The organism is Micromonospora sp. CMU55-4 (assembly GCF_011602315.1).
GTDB lineage: Bacteria > Actinomycetota > Actinomycetes > Mycobacteriales > Micromonosporaceae > Micromonospora > Micromonospora chalcea.
On record NZ_JAAOLH010000019.1, the window covers coordinates 40,710 to 59,304 of the forward strand.

Annotated in this window: 17 protein-coding genes; 6 read left to right on the forward strand and 11 right to left on the reverse strand. The window is 71.4% G+C overall.

The genetic code is table 11. The annotated features are described in order from the left end of the window. Positions 1–74 precede the first annotated feature (74 nt). Positions 75–1,058, forward strand: coding sequence for a hypothetical protein (locus HA073_RS26465; protein ID WP_166457546.1), 984 nt, complete (start codon positions 75–77; stop codon positions 1,056–1,058). 56 nt (positions 1,059–1,114) lie between these two features. Here the strand turns inward: HA073_RS26465 and HA073_RS26470 are convergent, their stop codons facing one another. From HA073_RS26470 to HA073_RS26490, 5 genes are read right to left on the reverse strand one after another with little or no spacing between them, the layout of a single operon-like run. After that, positions 1,115–2,251 (reverse strand): acyl-CoA dehydrogenase family protein, encoded by a 1,137-nt coding sequence (locus tag HA073_RS26470; protein ID WP_375336245.1) that lies wholly within the window; start codon positions 2,249–2,251, stop codon positions 1,115–1,117. A 38-nt stretch (positions 2,252–2,289) separates the two neighbouring features. Next, a complete protein-coding gene (locus HA073_RS26475) occupies positions 2,290–3,237 on the reverse strand; it encodes a hydroxyacid dehydrogenase (protein ID WP_064447416.1) in 948 nt (315 codons plus the stop codon). Between the two features lie 8 nt (positions 3,238–3,245). Continuing rightward, positions 3,246–4,673 carry an aldehyde dehydrogenase family protein gene (locus HA073_RS26480; RefSeq protein ID WP_166457548.1) on the reverse strand — a complete coding sequence of 476 codons (1,428 nt, stop codon included), beginning with the start codon at positions 4,671–4,673 and terminating at the stop codon, positions 3,246–3,248. 2 nt (positions 4,674–4,675) lie between these two features. Beyond that, complete coding sequence (locus HA073_RS26485; RefSeq protein WP_043325187.1) at positions 4,676–5,713, reverse strand: ABC transporter ATP-binding protein; 1,038 nt, start codon at positions 5,711–5,713, stop codon at positions 4,676–4,678. After that, positions 5,713–6,747, reverse strand: a complete 1,035-nt coding sequence (locus HA073_RS26490; protein ID WP_043325188.1) for an ABC transporter ATP-binding protein — start codon at positions 6,745–6,747, stop codon at positions 5,713–5,715. Before HA073_RS26490 ends, HA073_RS26485 begins: the two co-directional genes overlap by 1 nt. A 120-nt stretch (positions 6,748–6,867) precedes the next feature. On the opposite strand from HA073_RS26490, the gene HA073_RS26495 reads away from it, so the two are divergent. From HA073_RS26495 to HA073_RS26510, 4 genes are read left to right on the forward strand one after another with little or no spacing between them, the layout of a single operon-like run. Then, positions 6,868–7,398 (forward strand): Lrp/AsnC family transcriptional regulator, encoded by a 531-nt coding sequence (locus HA073_RS26495; RefSeq protein ID WP_030499629.1) that lies wholly within the window; start codon positions 6,868–6,870, stop codon positions 7,396–7,398. Between the two features lie 19 nt (positions 7,399–7,417). After that, positions 7,418–8,365 carry a nickel ABC transporter permease gene (gene nikB, locus HA073_RS26500; RefSeq protein WP_030499628.1) on the forward strand — a complete coding sequence of 316 codons (948 nt, stop codon included), beginning with the start codon at positions 7,418–7,420 and terminating at the stop codon, positions 8,363–8,365. Then, on the forward strand, positions 8,355–9,260 hold the full coding sequence (locus tag HA073_RS26505; RefSeq protein ID WP_274477921.1) for an ABC transporter permease: 906 nt from the start codon (positions 8,355–8,357) through the stop codon (positions 9,258–9,260). Before nikB ends, HA073_RS26505 begins: the two co-directional genes overlap by 11 nt. A 36-nt stretch (positions 9,261–9,296) precedes the next feature. Next, positions 9,297–11,483, forward strand: a complete 2,187-nt coding sequence (locus HA073_RS26510; RefSeq protein ID WP_375336246.1) for a thiamine pyrophosphate-dependent enzyme — start codon at positions 9,297–9,299, stop codon at positions 11,481–11,483. Positions 11,484–11,546: 63 nt separating this feature from the next. Here the strand turns inward: HA073_RS26510 and HA073_RS31215 are convergent, their stop codons facing one another. The 5 genes from HA073_RS31215 to HA073_RS26535 all read right to left on the reverse strand — a co-directional run bounded on the left by HA073_RS31215 (position 11,547) and on the right by HA073_RS26535 (position 16,357). Continuing rightward, on the reverse strand, positions 11,547–12,527 hold the full coding sequence (locus HA073_RS31215) for a D-2-hydroxyacid dehydrogenase (protein WP_166457550.1): 981 nt from the start codon (positions 12,525–12,527) through the stop codon (positions 11,547–11,549). After that, positions 12,524–12,724: a tautomerase family protein gene (locus tag HA073_RS26520; protein WP_018786431.1), complete on the reverse strand. Its 201-nt coding sequence runs from the start codon at positions 12,722–12,724 to the stop codon at positions 12,524–12,526. The genes HA073_RS31215 and HA073_RS26520 overlap by 4 nt, the downstream gene beginning before the upstream one ends. 1 nt (position 12,725) lies before the next feature. Next, positions 12,726–13,592: a tetratricopeptide repeat protein gene (locus HA073_RS26525; protein WP_043325191.1), complete on the reverse strand. Its 867-nt coding sequence runs from the start codon at positions 13,590–13,592 to the stop codon at positions 12,726–12,728. Positions 13,593–13,656: 64 nt separating this feature from the next. Next, the gene (locus tag HA073_RS26530; RefSeq protein ID WP_158559980.1) at positions 13,657–15,270 is read right to left on the reverse strand and encodes an ABC transporter substrate-binding protein; all 1,614 of its coding nucleotides are present in this window, start codon (positions 15,268–15,270) and stop codon (positions 13,657–13,659) included. A 31-nt stretch (positions 15,271–15,301) separates the two neighbouring features. Then, on the reverse strand, positions 15,302–16,357 hold the full coding sequence (locus HA073_RS26535) for a dipeptidase (protein WP_043325193.1): 1,056 nt from the start codon (positions 16,355–16,357) through the stop codon (positions 15,302–15,304). 435 nt (positions 16,358–16,792) lie between these two features. Here HA073_RS26535 and HA073_RS26540 point away from each other — a divergent pair, with 435 nt between their 5' ends. After that, a complete protein-coding gene (locus tag HA073_RS26540; protein WP_205798699.1) occupies positions 16,793–17,428 on the forward strand; it encodes a helix-turn-helix domain-containing protein in 636 nt (211 codons plus the stop codon). 70 nt (positions 17,429–17,498) lie between these two features. Here the strand turns inward: HA073_RS26540 and HA073_RS26545 are convergent, their stop codons facing one another. Beyond that, positions 17,499–18,590, reverse strand: coding sequence for an alpha/beta hydrolase (locus HA073_RS26545; protein ID WP_309228065.1), 1,092 nt, complete (start codon positions 18,588–18,590; stop codon positions 17,499–17,501). Between the last annotated feature and the right edge of the window lie 5 nt (positions 18,591–18,595).

Here is an 18,595-nt window from a genome sequence, read left to right on the forward strand (position 1 = left end):
CTGGTACGGGGCATCCCCGGGCGGCGGATCCTGATAAGTTGCGCGCTCCGCACGGGTTCGACGGGGGAATGCGCATGTCCGACACGGGGGCCGGATCCGATCAGGGAGCGGCGGGGGACGCGGAACAGCGGGCCGAGACCGCCTGGATGCCGCCGGCCGGCGAGCCGTCGGCCGGCGAGCCGTCGGCCGATCCCGGCCCGCCAACGCCGCCCACTGCGGCTCCAGGTTACGAGCCGCCCACGGCCGCTGTGGGTTACGGGCCGCCCACTGCGGGCCCGTCGTACGGACCGGCCACGCCGTACGGGCCGTACCCGCCGCCCGGTCCGCCGTCGACCGGCCGCAACCGTGGTCTGGTCATTGCCGTCGCGGCGCTGAGCGTGTTGCTGCTGGTGGCGTGCTCGGGCCTGGTCGGCGGCGCGTTCCTGCTACGGTCCTCCGAGCGCCGGGCCGCCGAGCCGGAGCCGATCGCGCCGCCGGTGACGCCCTGGCGGTCGTCCGGCACGACGCCCACTCCGGGTGCGACAACGAGCGTGGAGCCCTCGACGCGCGGGCCGCAGCCCAGCGACTTCCCGGCGGCGCAGATCTCCGACTTCAACGACGTGTGCGACGGGGTCCTCTACTTTCCGCAGTCGCCGAAGCGCACCGGAGCGGCGCCGCACCCGGTGGCGCTGCTCGTCGGCACCGACGTGGGCACGCGGCGCCACGACCGGGTCTACTACTACGACGAGGGCCTGTCGAAGCGGGTGGAGCGGACCTGGGCGTCGGAGGACCCGAAGGCTGTGCAGATGGTCGCCTGCCTGGACCGCACCAGCACCGGCGCGACGATCCGCAAGTGCCGCTACGACGACCCGAAGCCGGACACGCTGACGCTGCTCAAGGCCACATACCGCCTGCGGGTGTACGAGGTGGCGACCGGCCGCAGGCTGCTGGACAAGACCATGGGCGGCGACGACCAGCAGTGCCCGTACGTGGTTCTGTACGGACCGGACAAGAAGATCTACGCCGAGGTCAGCCACCGGTCGCTGCTGTCCGCGCTGCGCAACCTGGTCAAGCGGTAGGCCGCGTGCCCGGCCCGATCACGGGCCGGGCACGCGGTCACCGGTGGCCCGGCCGGTCAGCGGAAGGCCGCGTGACCGGTGAGCGTCTGCCCGATGATGAGCTGGTGCACCTCGGAGGTGCCCTCGTAGGTGAGCACCGACTCCAGGTTGTTCGCGTGCCGCAGCACCGGGTAGTCGAGCGTGATGCCGGCCGCGCCGAGGATCGTCCGGCACTCGCGGGCGATGGCGATGGCCTCCCGCACGCTGTTGAGCTTGCCCAGGCTGATCTGCCGGTGGTCCAGCGTGCCGGCGTCCTTCAGCGTGCCGATCTGCATCGCCAGCAGCATGCCCTTGCCCAGTTCCAGCGCCATGTCGGCGAGCTTGAGCTGGGTGGCCTGGTACGCGGCGAGCGGCTTGTCGAAGATCTGCCGGCTGCGGGCGTACGCCACTGTGGTCTGCAGGCAGTCGTGCGCGGCGCCGAGCGCGCCGAAGACGATGCCGAAGCGGGCCTCGTTGAGGCAGGTCAGCGGCCCGGACAGGCCGGCCGCGCCGGGCAGCATCGCGTCGGCGGGCAGCCGGACGTCGTCGAGGACCAGCTCTGAGGTCACCGACGCGCGCAGGGAGAGTTTGCGGGTGATCTCCGGCGCGGTGAACCCGGGCGTGCCGGCCGGTACGACGAAGCCGCGGATGCCCTCGTCGGTACGCGCCCAGACGACGGCGACGTCCGCGACCGAACCGTTGGTGATCCACATCTTGGTGCCGTTGAGCACCCAGTCGCCGCCTTCGCGGCGGGCCCGGGTGAGCATGCCGGCCGGGTCCGAGCCGAAGTCCGGTTCGGTCAGCCCGAAACAGCCGATCGCCTCGCCGGCGGCCATCCGGGGCAGCCACTCGCGCTTCTGCTCCTCGGAGCCGAACCGCCAGATCGCGTACATGGCCAGCGAGCCCTGCACCGAGACCAGGGACCGCAGGCCCGAGTCGCCCGCCTCCAGTTCGAAACAGGCCAGGCCGTACGCGACGGCCGAGGTGCCGGCGCAGCCGTAGCCCTCCAGGTGCATCCCGAGCACGCCGAGTTCACCGAGTTCCCGGGCCAGTTCCCGTACCGGCAGCCGGCCCGCCTCATACCAGCCGGCGATCTCCGGCCGGATCCGCCGGTCCACGAAGCCGCGCACGGCGGCCTGGAGTTCCCGGGTGTCGTCGTCGACGAGCGTGTCCACACCGAAGTAGTCGAGGGCGGACGCGGGGACGGTCAGTGTCACGTACGGGTTCCTTCCAGGTGGGCGAGGACGCCGCGCGCCACGGCGACGGCCATCGCGTCGAGCGCGTCGGTGGTCATCGCCGCCATGTGCGGGGTGGCGAGGACGCGGGGGTGGTGCAGCATCGGGTCGTCGGCGGCGGGCGGTTCGGGCGCGAACACGTCGACCGCGTAGCCGCGCAGCCGGCCGGCGTCGAGCGCGGCGAGCACCGCCGCGCCGTCGACCACGCCGGCCCGCGCGGTGTTGACGAGCAGCGCGTGCGGCCGCATCCGGGCCAGCGCGGCGGCGCCGATCAGGCCGGTGGTCTGCGGCGTCTGGGGCACGTGCAGGCTGACCACGTCCGATTCGGCGAGGAGCCGGTCCAGGTCCACCAGGTGTACGCCGTCCGGCGGCTCGGTGACCGCCACGTCGTACCCGAGGACCGTCATGCCCATCCCGCGGGCGCGGGCGGCGACGCCCCGGCCGATCGCGCCGAGGCCGACGAGTCCCAGCGTGCGGCCGGTGAGCATGGTGCCGGTCAGTCCGGCGGCGACGACCGAGCCGGGCAGTGACCGGCCGGGCGGGAAGCCGCCGGCGGCAAGCGTGGTCACGGCGGGGGTGAGCTGCCGGGCGAGCGCGAGCGCGGCCAGCACGACGAACTCGGCCACCGACTCGGCGTTGGCGCCGGGCGTGCCGACGACGGGGACGCCGAGCCGTTGCGCGGCGGCCAGGTCGATGCCGTCCAGTCCGGCGCCGTGCCGGCCGACGACCTTGAGCCGGGGCGCGGCCTCCAGCATCGCGGCGGTCACCGGTGAGGAGCGCACCACGAGCGCGTCGGCGGTGGCGAGCGGCCCGGCGGCGAGCGCGGCGGGGTCGGTGAGGTGGGCGACGCGTACCTCACCGGCGGCGTGCAGCAGCCGCATCCCGGCCTCGGCGATGGGCTCGGTGAGCAGGATCTGAGGGGACATTGCCGTCCTTACCAGCCGGTGTAGCAGGTCACCGGCACGCTGTAGAAGTCGCGGGCGTAGCCGCCCTGCTCGCGGGGGCCGTGGTTGGACGCCCCGGTGCCGCCGAACGGCAGGTGCAGTTCGGTACCGGCGGTGGGCAGGTTGACGGTGACGATGCCGGCGCGGGCGTCGCGCTTGAACCGTTCGGCAGCAGACAGGGAGGTGGTGACGATCCCGGCGGACAGCCCGTAGTCGGTGTCGTTCGCCAGCTCGATCGCCTCGTCGAGGTTCTCGGCGCGGATCACGCAGGACACCGGGCCGAAGATCTCCTCCCGGGCCACCCGCATGTCGTTGTGCGCGCCGACGAGCAGGGTGGGCCGCATGAACTGCCCGTCGTGCGTACCGCCGGCCGCCACGGCCGCGCCTTCGTCGCGTCCGATCCGGACGTAGTCGAGGTTCTGGTCGAGCTGGCCGGCGCTGACCACCGGGCCGAGCTGGCTGTCCGGGTCGAGCGGGTCGCCGACCCGCAGCGCCTGCGTCGCCTCGGCCAGCGCCGCGACGAACCGGTCGTGGATGCCGGCCGTCACGATCAGCCGGCTGGACGCGGTGCAGCGCTGGCCGGTGCTGAAGAAGCTGCCGTCCAGCGCGCAGCGCACCGCCACGTCCAGGTCGGCGTCGTCGCAGATTACGAGCGGGTTCTTGCCGCCCATCTCCAGCTGGAACCGCTTGTTGCCGTGGGCGATGCAGCGCTGGGCGACGTGCGCGCCGGTGCGGGTGCCGCCGGTGAACGAGATGCCGTCGAGGCCGTCGCTGGTGAGCAGTTCCTCCCCGACCACCGAGCCGGCGCCGACGACCAGGTTGAACACGCCGGGCGGGACACCGGCGCCGGCGATGATCCGGGCGAGCTCCCCGGCGCTGGCGGGTACCAGCTCGGCGGGTTTGAGCACGACGGTGTTGCCGTACGCGAGCGCCGGTGCGACCTTCCACGCCGGAATCGCCAGCGGGTAGTTCCACGGCGTGATGATCCCGACCGCGCCCAGTGGACGGCGGCGGACCTCGGCGTGCACGTTCGGGCGGGTGGAGGCGTAGACCTCACCGGTGGGCTGGAGCAGCTGGTGGGCGTAGTAGCGGAACGTCTGGCCGGCGCGGACGACCTCGCCGCGGGCCTCGGCGAGCAGCTTGCCCTCCTCGCGGGCGAGCAGCGTGGCGAGGTCGTCGGCGCGGTCCAGGATGGTGGCGCCGATCCGGTCCAGCATCCGCATCCGGTCGCCGACGGGCAGCTTCGCCCATCCGGGACCGGCCCGGCGGGCCGCTTCGACCGCCGCGCGGGCGGTGTCCCGGTCGGCGACCGCGTACTCGCTGACGACCTCGCCGGGGCGGGCCGGGTTGAGGTTCGGCCGGCGTTCGCCGTCGACCCACTCGCCGTCGACCAGGTTGCGGTGGTACGGAACGGACACGTCTACCGCCCCGCGCCGGCGGCGGCGAGCGGCTCGCCCCGCGGGTCGGTGTTCTCCGGGAAGTGGCAGGCGACCTGGTGCCCGGCGCCGGTGAGCTTCGGCGTCTCGGTCGCGCAGATGTCCTGCGCCTTCCAGCAGCGGGTCCGGAAGCGGCAGCCGGACGGCGGGTTCAGCGGGCTGGGCACGTCACCGCTGAGGATCACCCGCCGGCGCTCGGTCTCGACCAGGGGGTCGGGGATCGGCACCGCCGAGAGCAGGGCCTGGGTGTACGGGTGGCGCGGCCGGTCGTACATGTCCTCGCACTCCCCCACCTCCACGACCGAGCCGAGGTACATCACCGCGATGCGGTCGCAGAGGTGCCGCACGACGGCCAGGTCGTGGGCGATGAACATCATGGTCAGGCCCAGTTCCTCCTGGAGTTCCTCCAGCAGGTTGACGATCTGCGCCTGCACCGAGACGTCGAGCGCGGAGACCGGCTCGTCGGCGACGATGAACTGCGGGTTGCTGACCAGGGCGCGCGCGATGCCCACGCGCTGGCGCTGGCCACCGGAGAACTCGTGCGGGTACCTGTCGTGCCACTTCTCGCTGAGCCCGACCATCTGCATGGTCTGCAGCGCCTTGGCCCGCCGCCCGGCCGCCGGCAGGTCGGAGTGCACGAGCAGCGGCTCCTCGATCAGCTCGCCGACGGTCATCCGGGGGTTCAGCGAGGCGAACGGGTCCTGGAAGATCATCTGCATCTGCCGGCGCATGGCCCGCATCCGCCGCCGGTCCAGCGTGGTCAGTTCGGTTCCGTCGAACGTGACGGTGCCCTGGCTGGGCTTGAGCAGCTGGAGAATGGCGCGGCCGGTGGTGGACTTGCCGCAGCCGGATTCACCGACCACGCCGATGATCTCGCCGCGCCGGACGTCGAGGTCCACGCCGGAGACCGCGCGCAGCCGGGCCGGCAGCATCGAGCCGCGTACCGGCACCTTGAAGTCGACGGCCAGGTCACGCACGCGCAGCAGCGGGTCCGGGGCGGTGTCGGGGGCAGGGGTCGTCATCAGCGCACCTCCGCGCTCTGGTCGGCGAAGCGGTCCTCGGTGGTCAGCCAGCCGCCCTGGTCCGCCGGGCGCATGCCCCAGCAGCGGGTGAGCTGGTCGCGGGCCGGGACGGTGGTCAGGCCGGGCGCCTTGTCCTGGCAGACGTCGCGGGCGTGGACGCAGCGCGGCGCGAAGCGGCAGCCGGGTGGGATCTCCGACAGCTCCGGCGGGCGGCCGGCGATCGGGCGCAGCTTGCCGCCGCGGGCCTGGTCGAGGCGGGGCACCGAGCCGAGCAGACCCCAGGTGTACGGCATCTGCGGCTGGTGGAACAGGTCGACGGTCCCGGCGCGCTCGACGATCTGGCCGGCGTACATGACGTTGACGCGCTCGGCCATGCCGGCGACCACGCCGAGGTCGTGCGTGATGAACAGGACCGCGGTGCGCGTCTCCAGGGCCAGTTCCCGCAGCAGGTCCAGCACCTGCGCCTGGATGGTGACGTCGAGCGCGGTGGTGATCTCGTCGGCGAGGATCAGCCGCGGCCGGCAGGAGAGCGCCATGGCGATCATGACGCGCTGGCGCATGCCGCCGGAGAGCTGGTGCGGGTACGAGCTGAGCCGGGTCTCCGCCGCCGGGATCCGCACCATGTCCAGCAGCTCGACCGCCCGCTTGCGCGCGGCCCGGCGGCTCATCCCGAGGTGCAGTTCCAGCGCCTCGGTCATCTGCCGGCCCACGGTCAGCACCGGGTTCAGCGAGGTCATCGGATCCTGGAAGATCATCGAGATGCCCTTGCCGCGCACCGCGCGCAGGTCCCGTGCGGACAGTTTCAGCAGGTCCCGCCCCTCGAAGAGCACCTGGCCACCGGTCACCTGGCCGGCCGGCGGCACGATCAGCCCCATGATGGACTGAGCGGTCGCCGACTTCCCGCAGCCGGACTCGCCGACGAGGGCGACCATCTCCCCTGCGTCGACAGTGAACGACACCCCGTCCACCGCCGTCACCGAGCCCCGCGCGCCGCGGAATTCGGTGCGCAGGTCCCGGACCTCCAACAAGGCCATCGATCCCCCTGAGTTAGACTCCCGAACGCCACCATTCGTCATCCGGGAGTGTTGCACAGACGATGTTCGTCGTCTAGGCTCCCGGCAGCGACGAATTCCGTCACTAAGAGTTGGAGCGAGATGGCATCCAAGAGCTCGATCGAGAAAGATCGCAGCATCATCCGGGAGCTCGTTCAGGATCCACGGCAGACGAACGTCGCGCTGGCGGCGAAGGTCGGCCTCTCCGAGGGATCCGTACGACGCCGGGTGGAACGGCTTGTCACCGAGGGTCAGCTGCAGTTCGCCGCGATTCCCAGCGCCGCCTTCATGGGGCGGCCGGTGCACACGCTGTTCGAGATCCAGAGCGCTCCGGGTGCCACAGAAAGGCTCATCGACAAGCTCGCCGGGATGCCGGAGATCGCGTACGTCTACCACGTGACCGGCCAGTTCGACATCATCGCCGTCGGCTACTTCGCCTCCAGCAACGCCATGCGGCGGTTCTGGACGGAGCGGCTGGGCAACCTCGACGGGGTGATGGAGAGCCGGTCGGTGATGGTGCTACGGGTCGCCAAGCGCGCGCACGAATGGGCGCGCGACATCGCCGTCACGGGGGACGAGGAAGCCGGCTGGGACGCGGAAGCCGACCCCGGCACACCCGGCGCTGACACCTGACCGACCGGAGAAACCCGCAATGCTGCGCATCACGTTGACCCGTCTCTTATCGGTTATTCCAGTCCTTTTCGGGATCTCGGTGATCTCATTCCTGGTCATCCGCATGATCCCCGGCGACGTGATCAGCTCGATCATGGGTCAGGACTTCGGCGACCCCGCGATCGAGGCGGAGATGCGCCGCTACTTCGGGCTCGACATGCCCGTGTACGAGCAGTTCCTGAGGTGGCTCGGCGCCCTGGTCCAGGGCGACTTCGGCACCTCGATGCGCACCGGTCAGCCGGTGCTCGAAGAGATCATGCAGCGCCTTCCGTCCACGCTGCTGCTGGCCGTGTCGGCGCTGCTGGTCTCGATCCTCATCTCCATCCCGCTCGGCGTGCTCAGCGCCACCAAGCGCAACGGGCTGCTGGACGCCACCACCCGGGTCGGCTCGCTGGTCGGGCTGTCGCTGCCGAACTTCTGGCTCGGCATCCTGCTGGTGTACGTCTTCTCGGTGTCGCTGGGCTGGCTGCCGTCCCAGGGCGCGGGTGAGGGTGAGGGCTTCTGGGGCACCCTGAAGCACCTCATCCTCCCCGCCGTGACGCTCGGCTCCAGCCTCGCCGCGATCAGCATGCGGATGACCCGCTCCAGCATGCTGGAGGTGCTCAACCAGGACTACGTACGCACCGCCCGGTCCAAGGGCCTCGGCGAGCGCGTGGTCATGACCCGGCACGCGCTGCGCAACTCGCTGATCCCGGTCGTGACGGTGCTGGGCATCCAGGCCGGCGCGCTGCTGGGCGGGACGGTCATCGTCGAGCAGGTGTTCGCCTGGCCGGGCCTGGGGACGATGGTCATCCGCGGCATCTCCCAGCGCGACTACCCGGTCGTCCAGGGCACCCTGCTCTTCCTGGCCTTCTTCTACGTCGTCGTCAACTTCCTCGTAGACCTCATCTACACCTACCTGGATCCGAGGTTGCGCAGTGGTCACTGACACCGCCCCCGACCGCCGCCCCGCCGAGGCGGCGTCCACTCGCCGGACCCCCCGCAGCCTGGAGTTGCTACGCCTGATCTGGCGCGACCGGGTGGGCGCCATCGGCCTGGTCATCGTGGTGCTGATGGTCGGCGCGGCGGCGCTGGCCCCGCTCATCGCCCCGTACGACCCGACCGCCATGTCCAACCAGCGGCTCGCCGCGCCCGGCGGCGACTTCCTGCTCGGCGCCGACGAGGCCGGCCGCGACCTGCTCAGCCGCGCCCTGTACGGCGCACGCACCTCGCTGACGGTCAGCCTGATCGTGGTGACCTGCGCGGGCGCGATCGGCGTCCTGCTCGGACTGCTCGCCGGCTTCTACCGGGGCTTCCTCGACGCGATCATCACCCCGGCCACCGACATCATGTTCGCCTTCCCCACGCTGCTGCTCGCGCTGGCGGTCGTCGCCGCCCGGGGCCCCGGCACCGAGAACCTGATCCTGGCCCTGATCCTCGTGTTCATCCCGAGCTTCGCCCGGGTCGTACGCGGCACGGCGATGTCGGTGCGCCGCGAGCCGTACGTGGAGTCCGGCCAGGCGGTCGGGCTCACCAACGCCCGGCTGATCTTCAAGTACATCCTGCCCAACTCGGTCGCCCCGATCGCGGTGCAGTTCACCACGAGCCTGGCCACCGCCATCCTGGTCGAGGCGTCCCTGGGCTACCTCGGGCTCGGCGTGCAGCCGCCCCAGCCGTCCTGGGGGTCGATGCTCTCCAGCGGCAAGGCGTTCATGGAGATGTCGATCTGGCCGTCGGTCGTCCCCGGCGTCTGCATCATGATCGCGGTGCTGGGCTTCAACCTGCTGGGCGACACCCTCCGCGACGTGCTCGACCCGCGACTGCGCGGCCGTTCCAGCCGCTGACCCCTCGCACCCCCGGCAAGGAGCAACGTGGAAACCATCGACGAACACCTGGTTCGTCAACTGTCGGAATGGTCGGCGGGCGCCGCGGCGCCCGCCGACCCGTCGCCGGACGTCGAGATCGACGCCGGCCTGCTGCTCGACTACTTCGACGCCCAGATCCAGAGCCGCCACCTCGACCTCGCGCTGCGCTGGCTGCAGTCGAAACGGGAGGGCTTCTACACGATCGGATCCAGCGGCCACGAGAGCAACGCCGCCGTCGCGCTGGCGCTGCGACCGACCGATCCGGCGCTGCTGCACTACCGGTCCGGCGGCTTCTACGCCGCCCGGGCCGGGCAGGTCCCCGGCTCCACCCCGATCACCGACGTGCTGCACTCCGCCGCCGCGTCCCGGCGGGACCCGATCTCCGGCGGCCGGCACAAAGTGTTCGGGCACCGGGCGCTGAACGTCATCCCGCAGACCTCGACGATCGCCTCGCACCTGCCCCGCGCGATGGGCATGGCGTTCGCGCTGGAGCGGGGCGTCGGCGACACCGGTTACCCGGCCGACGCGGTGGTGGTGTGCAGCTTCGGCGACGCCTCGGCCAACCACTCCACCGCGGCGGGCGCGCTGAACGCCGTCGGGTGGGCCGCCCACCAGGGGCTCGGGATGCCGGTGCTGTTCGTCTGCGAGGACAACGGCATCGGCATCAGCACCCGGTCCCCGCACGGCTGGGTGGACCGGATGCTGTCCGCGCTACCAGCCCTGGACTACACCGCCGTCGACGGCGCCGACCCCGCGCGGCTGCTCGCCGTCGCGGGCGAGGTGGCCGATCGGGTACGCGCCGGACGCCGCCCTGCCGTGCTGCACCTGCGCACGGTCCGGTTCATGGGCCACGCCGGTTCCGACGCCGAGCTGGCGTACCGGTCCCGGTCGGAGATCCTCGCCGACTACGCCCGCGATCCGCTGCTGGCCACGGCGGCGGTGCTGGCCCGGCGCGGCATCCTCGCCCCGGCCGAGAGCCTGGCCCGCTACGAGCAGACCCGCAAGCTGGTCATGGACCAGGCCGAGGCGATGCTCGGGCGGGTCGAGCGGCTGCCCGACGCGGCTGCGGTGACCGCTCCGCTGACCGAACGCCGGACCGACCGGGTCAGCGCGGCCGCCGGACGGGCCGGCGACGGACGGGACAAGGTGTTCGGCGGCAAGCTCCCCGAGTCGCGCGGACCGCTCACGCTCGCCCAGTCGGTAAACGCCGCGCTGCACGACGCGCTGCTCACCTGGCCGCAGGCGCAGGTCTTCGGCGAGGACGTGGCCCGCAAGGGCGGCGTCTACGGCGCCACCCGCGGGCTGCGCAAGGCGTTCGGCGCGAACCGCGTGTTCGACACGCTGCTGGACGAGCAGACCATCCTCGGGGTGGCGCTCGGCGGCGCGCTGGCCGGCACGCTGCCGATCCCGGAGATCCAGTACCTCGCCTACCTGCACAACGCCGAGGACCAGCTGCGCGGCGAGGCCGCCTCGCTGCGGTTCTTCTCCGACGGGCAGTACGGCAACGGCATGGTGGTCCGGATCGCCGGGCTGGCGTACCAGAAGGGGTTCGGCGGGCACTTCCACAACGACAACTCGGTGGCGGTGCTGCGGGACATCCCCGGCCTGGCGCTGGCTGTCGCCTCCCACCCGGCCACCGCGCCGGCGCTGCTGCGGCAGTGCCTCGCGCTGGCCGAGCAGGAGAAGCGGGTCTGCGTGTTCCTGGAGCCGATCGCGCTCTACCACACCCGTGACCTGCACAGCGACGGCGACGGCGGCTGGCTGGCCCGGTACGCCCCGCCGGACGAGTGGGCGGCCACCGAGACGCCGCTCGGACAGGTCCGGACCGTACGCGACGGCGACGACCTGGCGCTCGTCACGTTCGGCAACGGCGTGCCGATGAGCCTGCGGGTGGCCGAGACGCTGGCCGCCGAGCGGGGCGCCGGCACCCGCGTCGTGGACCTGCAGTGGCTCGCGCCGTTGCCGGCCGCGAGCATGCTCGCCGCGCTCGACGGCGTACCCCGGGTGCTGGTGGTGGACGAGACCCGGGCCGGCGGCGGCGTCTCCGAGGCGGTGGTGGCCGCCCTGGTCGACGCCGGTTACCCAGGGCGGATCTCCCGCGTCAACAGCGTCGACAGCTACGTCCCGCTGGGCCCGGCGGCCGACCACGTCCTGCTCGGTGAGCACGACGTGCTGACTGCGGCCCGCGCGCTGCTCGACTGACGTGCGGCACGACGAAGGCGGCCCACCGGATCGATCCGGTGGGCCGCCTCTCGTTCGGCCGCCTCAGTACCCCAGGTCGGGCTGCCGCTTCAGGCCGGCCAGCTGCTCGCCGGCCAGGTAACGCTCCAGGTTGACGCAGAAGTCGGCGTAGAGCCGCTGGAGGTTGCCGGTGCCGCGGAACGACGTGTGCGGGGTGATGGTGGTGTTCGGCAGGTCCCACAGCCGGTGGTCGGCCGGCAGCGGCTCCTCCTCGAACACGTCCAGCACCGCGCCGGCGATCCGGCCGGACCGCATCGCGTCGACCAGGGCGTCCTCCGCCACGAGAGCGCCCCGCCCGACGTTCACCAGCACCGCCGACTCCTTCATCGCCGCGAAGTGCTCGGCGTCGAAGAAGTAGCGGTTCTCGGTGGTCAGCGGCATGGCCAGGACCACCGAGTCGGCCTCCGGCAGCACGGCCATGTGCTCGGCGTACGGGATCACCCGGTCGAAGCCCTCGGCCGGAGTGCCGGAGCGGTTCACCCCGATCACGTCGACGCCGAGCGCGCGGGCCCGCCAGGCCACCTCGCCGCCGATGCCGCCGGTGCCGAAGACGAGCATCGTGCTGCCGATGAAGTCCCGGCCGGTGATCCGCACCCACTCCCGGCGCTCCTGCGCCTCCCGGTGCTCCGGGAACGCGCGGAAGCGCATCAGCACCGCGCCGATGGCGTACTCGGCGATCGGCACGTTGTAGGAGTTGGGCGACCGGGTGTAGAGCAGCCCCTCGGCGAGGCGGCGCTGCATCAGCTCGCCGCCCACCCAGTCGAACCCGGCCGCGGTGATCTGCACCCACCGCAGCCGGTCACACTTGGCCAGCAGCTCGTCGAAGGTGTCCTCGTTCATCGCGCTGCGCAGGATCACCTCGGCGTCGAGCCACTCGTCGCGTACCGGCTCACCGTCCGGTACCGGGCTGAACCGGCACTGCGGGAACCGCTCCCGCAGCTGCGGGAGCAGGTCCGACAGGTTGGGCGTGAGCAGGATGTGCGGTCCCGCGGCGGCGCCGGTCACGAGGACTCCTGCGCACGCTTCCGGTTGTTGTACGTCACGCCGCCCTTGGCCCAGTTGTCGTACGACACCTCGTAGAGCAGGACGTGGGTGTTCTCGCGCGGCGAGCCGTACTTGACCAGCACGTCGGTCAGGTCGGCGATCATCGCTTCCTTGGTGGCCTGGTCCCGCTTGCCGATCTCGGCACGGATGATTGCCATCTCAGTTCTCCTTGCTCGTGGTCGCGAAGTCCGGGTTGCGCTCGTACTCGGCCTTGACTGCGAGGTACGCGAAGGCGTGCGTGACGCGGGTCTTCAGCACCCCGTCGAACACCTCACGCGCCTTGTCGACGTCACCGTTGTAGTAGTGCCAGTTACCGAGGCCGTACCCCTGGGTGACGGTCTTGAGGCTGTTGCCATCGCACATCGCCCACAGCTCGTCCGGGCCGATCTCGCCGGTGTAGAGCTTCATCCGGCCCTCGTAGCCGACCAGGTGCGGCTCGTCGACCAGGTCGACAGTGCGGAACCGGTCGAGCACCTCCTCGGCCTCGGCGGTCCGGCCGAGGCGCCGCAGCGCCATGTACTGCCAGTCCTGCGACGCGACCAGGCCCTCCTGGTGCCGGGACGCCTTCTCCGACTCGGCGAAGCTGGGCAGGCAGCCCTCCAGGTCACCGGCGAGGTACTGGGCGACGCCCAGGTGGTACCAGACGGAGGCGTGCAGCGTGGTGTTGTAGCGGCCGAGGATCTCCGGGTTCGCGGCGGCGTCGGTGTCGCTGAGGTGCTGCGGGCGCACGTCCTCGGGCCGGCCGAGGATCAGGCTGACGACGTCCTTCTCCACCTCCGGCTGGTACATCTCGTACTCGTCCTCGACGCCGGCGAGCTGGTCGGCGGCGGCGCGCAGGTCCGCGATCGCGCCGGCGTAGTCACTGATGGAGATCCGCCGGTGGCCGCGGAAGCGCAGCAGGCGCGGGCTGTCCGGTTCCAGTTCGAGCGCCTCGGTGAGCAGCGCCACGGACTCCTCGTGCTTGCCGAGGTAGCCCTTCAGCCGGGCGGCGATGACGTAGCGATGGGTCAGGGGTACGGCCGTCATGGATTGCCTTTCGTCGCGGTGCGGCGGAGGGGACGCCGTGGGCCGGCGTCCCCTCCGCGACTCGTCAGCGGTCGAGCCAGAGGTGCCGGTAGAAGCGGTAGGTCGGCGTGGGGTCACCCCGGTAACCCATGACGTCCTTCTGCACGACGTCGAAGTCGGCGTTCAGGAAGGTCATGGCCACCGGGCCCCGCTCGGCCAGGATCTTCTCGGCCTGCTGGTAGAGCTGGGCGCGCTTGTCCTTGTCCAGCTCGGAGCGGGCCTTGACGATCAGGTCCTCGTACTCCGGGTCGGACCAGTTGCCGTAGTTCAGGCCGCCGCCCTTGAGGAAGCTGGCGGTGAACCGCTCGTCCGGGTCGTAGGTCAGGCCGAAGCCGGACTGGTACATGTCGAAGTCCCCGGACTTCGTCTTGGTGTCGGCGATGGTGGACTCGACCGACTCCAGCGTCACCTTGATGCCGATCTTGGCGAGCTGCTGCTGCTCCACCTCCGCCGAGCGCACCTGGAACGCCGAGGTGGCGATCACCATGAGCTTGGCGTCGAAGCCGTTCGGGTAACCCGCCTCGGCCAGCAGCGCCTTGGCCTTCTCGATGTCGGGCTTGCCGTACACCGGCTCCTTCAGCGCGCCGAAGCGGTCCGGCGGCAGGTAGCCGGCGTTGAGCGCGGTGCCGAAGCCGGAGTTGGCCACGTTCAGGATCTCCTGCCGGTCCAGCGCCAGGTAGATGGCCTGCCGGACCTTGACGTTGTCGTACGGCGCCTTCGAGGTGTTCAGCCGCAGGTGCAGCGACAGCGAGCCGGAGCCGCCGTACCACTTGAGCTTCTCGTCGCGCTTGAGCGCGTCGATGAACTCCGGCGCGGGCCGCCACAGGAAGTCCACGGTGCCGCTGCGCACGGCGGCGGCGCGGGCGTTGTCGTCCGGGTTGAACGTGAAGTCCAGCCCGTCCAGGTACGGAACCCCGGACTCCCAGTACTTGTCGTGCTTGTCCAGCTTGATGGCCTGGCCGGTGGTCCGGGCGGCGAGCTTGAACGGCCCGCTGCCGCCGTCGACGCTGCCGTTGAGGTCGCCCTGCTTCTCGACCACGGTCCGGTCGACGATCGACGACGCGGCGGTGGACAGCAGGGTCAGGATGGCGGCGTTGGGCTTGGCCAGCTTCATCACGACGGTGCGCTCGTCGGGCGCCTCGACCGAGGTGATGCCCTCGTAGCTACGGGCGCGCGGCGCCCGGGTGGCCGGGTCCTTGATCCGCTCGATCGAGTACTTCACGTCGGCGGCGGTCACCTTGCGGCCGCTGTGGAAGTACGCGTTGTCGCGCAGCTTGAACGTCACGGTCTGGCCGTCCGCGCTCAGCTCCCACGACTCGGCGATCGCCGGCTTGATCTCGCCTCGGTACGACTGCACGAGCGACTCGTAGATCTGCTCGTTGATGACGAAGGCCGAGGTCTCCGACATCCGGTGCGGGTCGAGTTCGTTGGCGTCCAGCCGGATCATGATCCGCAGGCGGCCACCGGACTTCGGCGTGCCGGCGGCCTGCGTCTCGTCCTCGAGCTTGACGTTGCTGGTGAGGCCGTCGCTGGCGTTGCCACCGGACTTGCCCGACGGCGGCTCGCCGCCTCCGCAGCCGGCCGCGAGCGTCGTCACGACGCCCACCGCCAGCGCTCTCATCAGAATTCGGGTACGCATCAGTCTCCTTGGCAGTGTCACGATTAGCGCTTCATCGCGCGGCCGGCTTCCATGCCTCCCCATAGACCCGAAGCCAGTTGCCGCCGAGGATCTTGATCACGTCCTCCGGCGAGAATCCGCCGGCCAGAAGCGCCTCGGTGATGTTGGGGAAGTCCGCGGCGTCGTCCATGCCGATCGCCCGGCGCTCCTCCCATCCGAAGTCACCGAGCAGGTTCTGGTGCTCCTTCGAGTTCGCCTGCGCGATGCTCTTGAGCTGCGCGATCCGCATCTCCTCGGTCCACGTCTCGTCGTAGTCGGTGGCGACGGCGACGTGGTCGACGCCGGCCACCTCCACCACACGGCAGACGTGCTCCACGAAGCGGGTCAGGTCCGGACGACGGGACGGGTCCTCCGGGTGGTACAGGAACCCCGACAGGGTGGTGATGCCCATGACGCCGCCCTGCTCGGCGAGGCGCCGCAGGTATCCGTCCGACTTGGCGCGGATGTGCGGCGACAGCGCGTCGCAGAAGGCGTGCGTGACGACGACCGGCTTGTCCGAGGCGTCCATCGCGTCCAGGCCGGTGCGCTCGCCGCTGTGCGAGACGTCGACCAGCACGCCCAGCTCGTTCATCGCCTTGACGAAGGCACGGCCCCGGTGCGTCAGCCCCGAGTCGGTGTCCTCGCCGCAGCCCGCGCCGAGCAGGTTCTGCCGCTGGTAGGTCAGCTGAAGGATGCGGACGCCCAGGTCGTGGAACGTGCCGAGCAGGTCGAGGTCACCCCCGATCATCTCGGTGTCCTGCGGGCCGAGGATGACGGCCTCCTTGCCCTCGGCCTTGGCCCGGTGGATGTCGTCCACGGTCAGGGCGAGCAGCACCTCGTCCGGGTGCGCGTCGATCCACCTGCGGCAGCGGTTGACCTCGCGCAGGGCGGTGACGGTGTCCGCGTACGGCCGGGTGACCGTGTGGTTGACCGCGGTGACGCCTCCTCGCCGGATCCGGTCGAGGTGGGCGTCGCTCAGCTCGATGACCGTGCTTCCGTCCACCACTGTTGCGGCGGCGTGCAGGTCGGCGGCGGAACGAACGGGTTGGGCGGTGGCGGCAGTCTTCACGTCATCTCCAGATCATCGGAAGATGCCGAGACTCTACGAGCCACGCCAGTTGTTGTCCATGAAATCTCAGCAACTCGTCGGTAGACAGCTTTGAGGCGACGAATTTCGTCGTTATAGCTCTAGCAAACCGATCGAGGGTGCCCGTCCGGCGCGAATCCACCAAAGCGCCAGAAGACCCTTATGGACGACAAGTAGGCACAGTCGCGACGGGCACTCGTGCCGGAGCGCGCACAGTGGACCGCAGCGGATGGCCGGCCGTACGACTGCGAACAGACGATCGCGCTGGACGCGACGGTGCCGGCACCACGGCTTCGCCGCCGCGGCGGACCGGAAATGCCGGCGCCCACCCCTCGCACAAGTGCAGGCATGTTCGATAGGATCGAACATCCCGGGCGGATCCCCCCGCCACCGCAACAGGAGGTCCCCGTGCGGTCCATGGACAGTCAGCCGCCGTCGGAGCAGGCCACCCCCGGCGGCCCCGCGGACGAGAGCACCCCGGCGGGGGTGGTCGGCGCCCGGATCCGGCGCTACCGCAAGGAGCGCGGGCTCACCCTGCGCGGCCTCGCCTCCCGCTCCGGCCTGTCGATCGGCTTCCTGTCCCAGGTCGAGCGCGGCATCTCCTCGATCGGCCTGACCGCGCTGGGCAGCGTCGCCAAGGCCCTCGACAAGTCGGTGGCCGACTTCTTCGACGCCGGCAACGGCACGTCCGACAGCAACGTCTCCCAGCTTCCCCGGCACTTCACGCTGACCAGGGCGGAGACGTCGGCAACGCAGTACGTGTCGGGGCAGCAGACCTACCGCATGCTCTCGGACCGGGGGCCGGACCTGGTGCTGGAGCCGATGCTCGTGCACATCGCGCCGGGCGGGCGGCGGGAGAACGCGTACGGCCACCGGGGCGAGGAGTTCGCCTACGTCATCTCCGGCGAGCTGCTCTACGAGGTCGAGGGCGTGGAGCACCGGCTGTGCCCGGGCGACAGCGTGCACCTGCGCTCGTCGGTGCCGCACCAGATGTACAACGACACCGACTCGGTCACCACAGTGGTCTCGGTGGTCACGCCCCGGCTGTTCTGACCGGCGCCACCAACCGCCCTCCGTGTTCACCTACGTGAACTCGGAGGGCGATTCGGTTGCGGGCGCGACGTCAGCGACCGAGGCGGTCATCCACCGCCGTCATGGTGTCCCGCCAGATGTCCGACGCCGGGTCGATGACGGCGAAGTGGTCCCCCGGCTGTTCCAGGTGGCGGATCTCGTCGCCCGCGGCTGCCGCCGCCGCGGCGTAACGCCGGTTGGCGTCGACGAGGTCGAGACTGTCCGCGGTCCCCTGCACGAGCAGCGTTGGCACCCCTGTCGGCAGCCGCAGCATCGGGTCGCTCTCGGCGTACCGGCGCGGGGCCGTGGCCGGTGAGCCGCCCAGCGCCGCGGCGATCGCGCCGTCACCGAGGAAGCGCCGCTCGCCCTCGGTGAGGTCGAGCACCCCGGCCAGCGACACCGCGAGCGCGACGCGCGGACCGCCCGTACGCGTGGCAAGGTCCGCCGCGGCGCGCAGCGCGAGCTGCCCGCCGGCCGAGTGGCCGAAGACGACGATCCGGTCCAGGTCCAGCGGCCGGTCGGCGGCGAGGTCCCGCAGCGCGGTGAGGCCGGCTTCGACGTCCTCCGTGGTGGCGTCCCAGCCGTGCCGGTCCGGACGCCGGTACTCCAGGTTCCAGGATGCCCAGCCGCGGGCGGCCAGGTCGACGGCGAGCGCGTCCATCAGGTCCGCGCCCCAGACCGACCGCCAGAATCCGCCGTGCAGCAGCACCGCGACCGGCGCCGGCCCGGTGTGCGGGTCCGACGGCAGCCGCAGGTCACCCCACTGCTCCGGGCCGGGACCGTAGGCGATCCGATCGGCCGGCGCGCGGAAGCGGTGCACGGCGTGCCGGATCGCCCAGGTCACGCCCCACAGTCCCCGGCCGGCCAGGTGGACCGCGCCGGGGACCGGCGTCTCGACGGTGAGGTCGTACCAGACCGCGTGCGGCGGCTGCGCGCCGATCAGGGCGCGGGCCGGTGTGGTGGGGCCGGGCAGCACCACAGTCGGGCCCTGCGCCGCGGCGAGCAGCGAGCGCAGCTCGTCGGTCGAGGCGGCGGTGACGACCGTGCCGGTGCTGTCCAGCTCGGCGCTGCTGGTGGCGACGAGCGACGCCAGCAGTTCGGTGTCGGCCACCAGGCCGGGGCCGACCACGACGGTGAGCCGCACCGCGC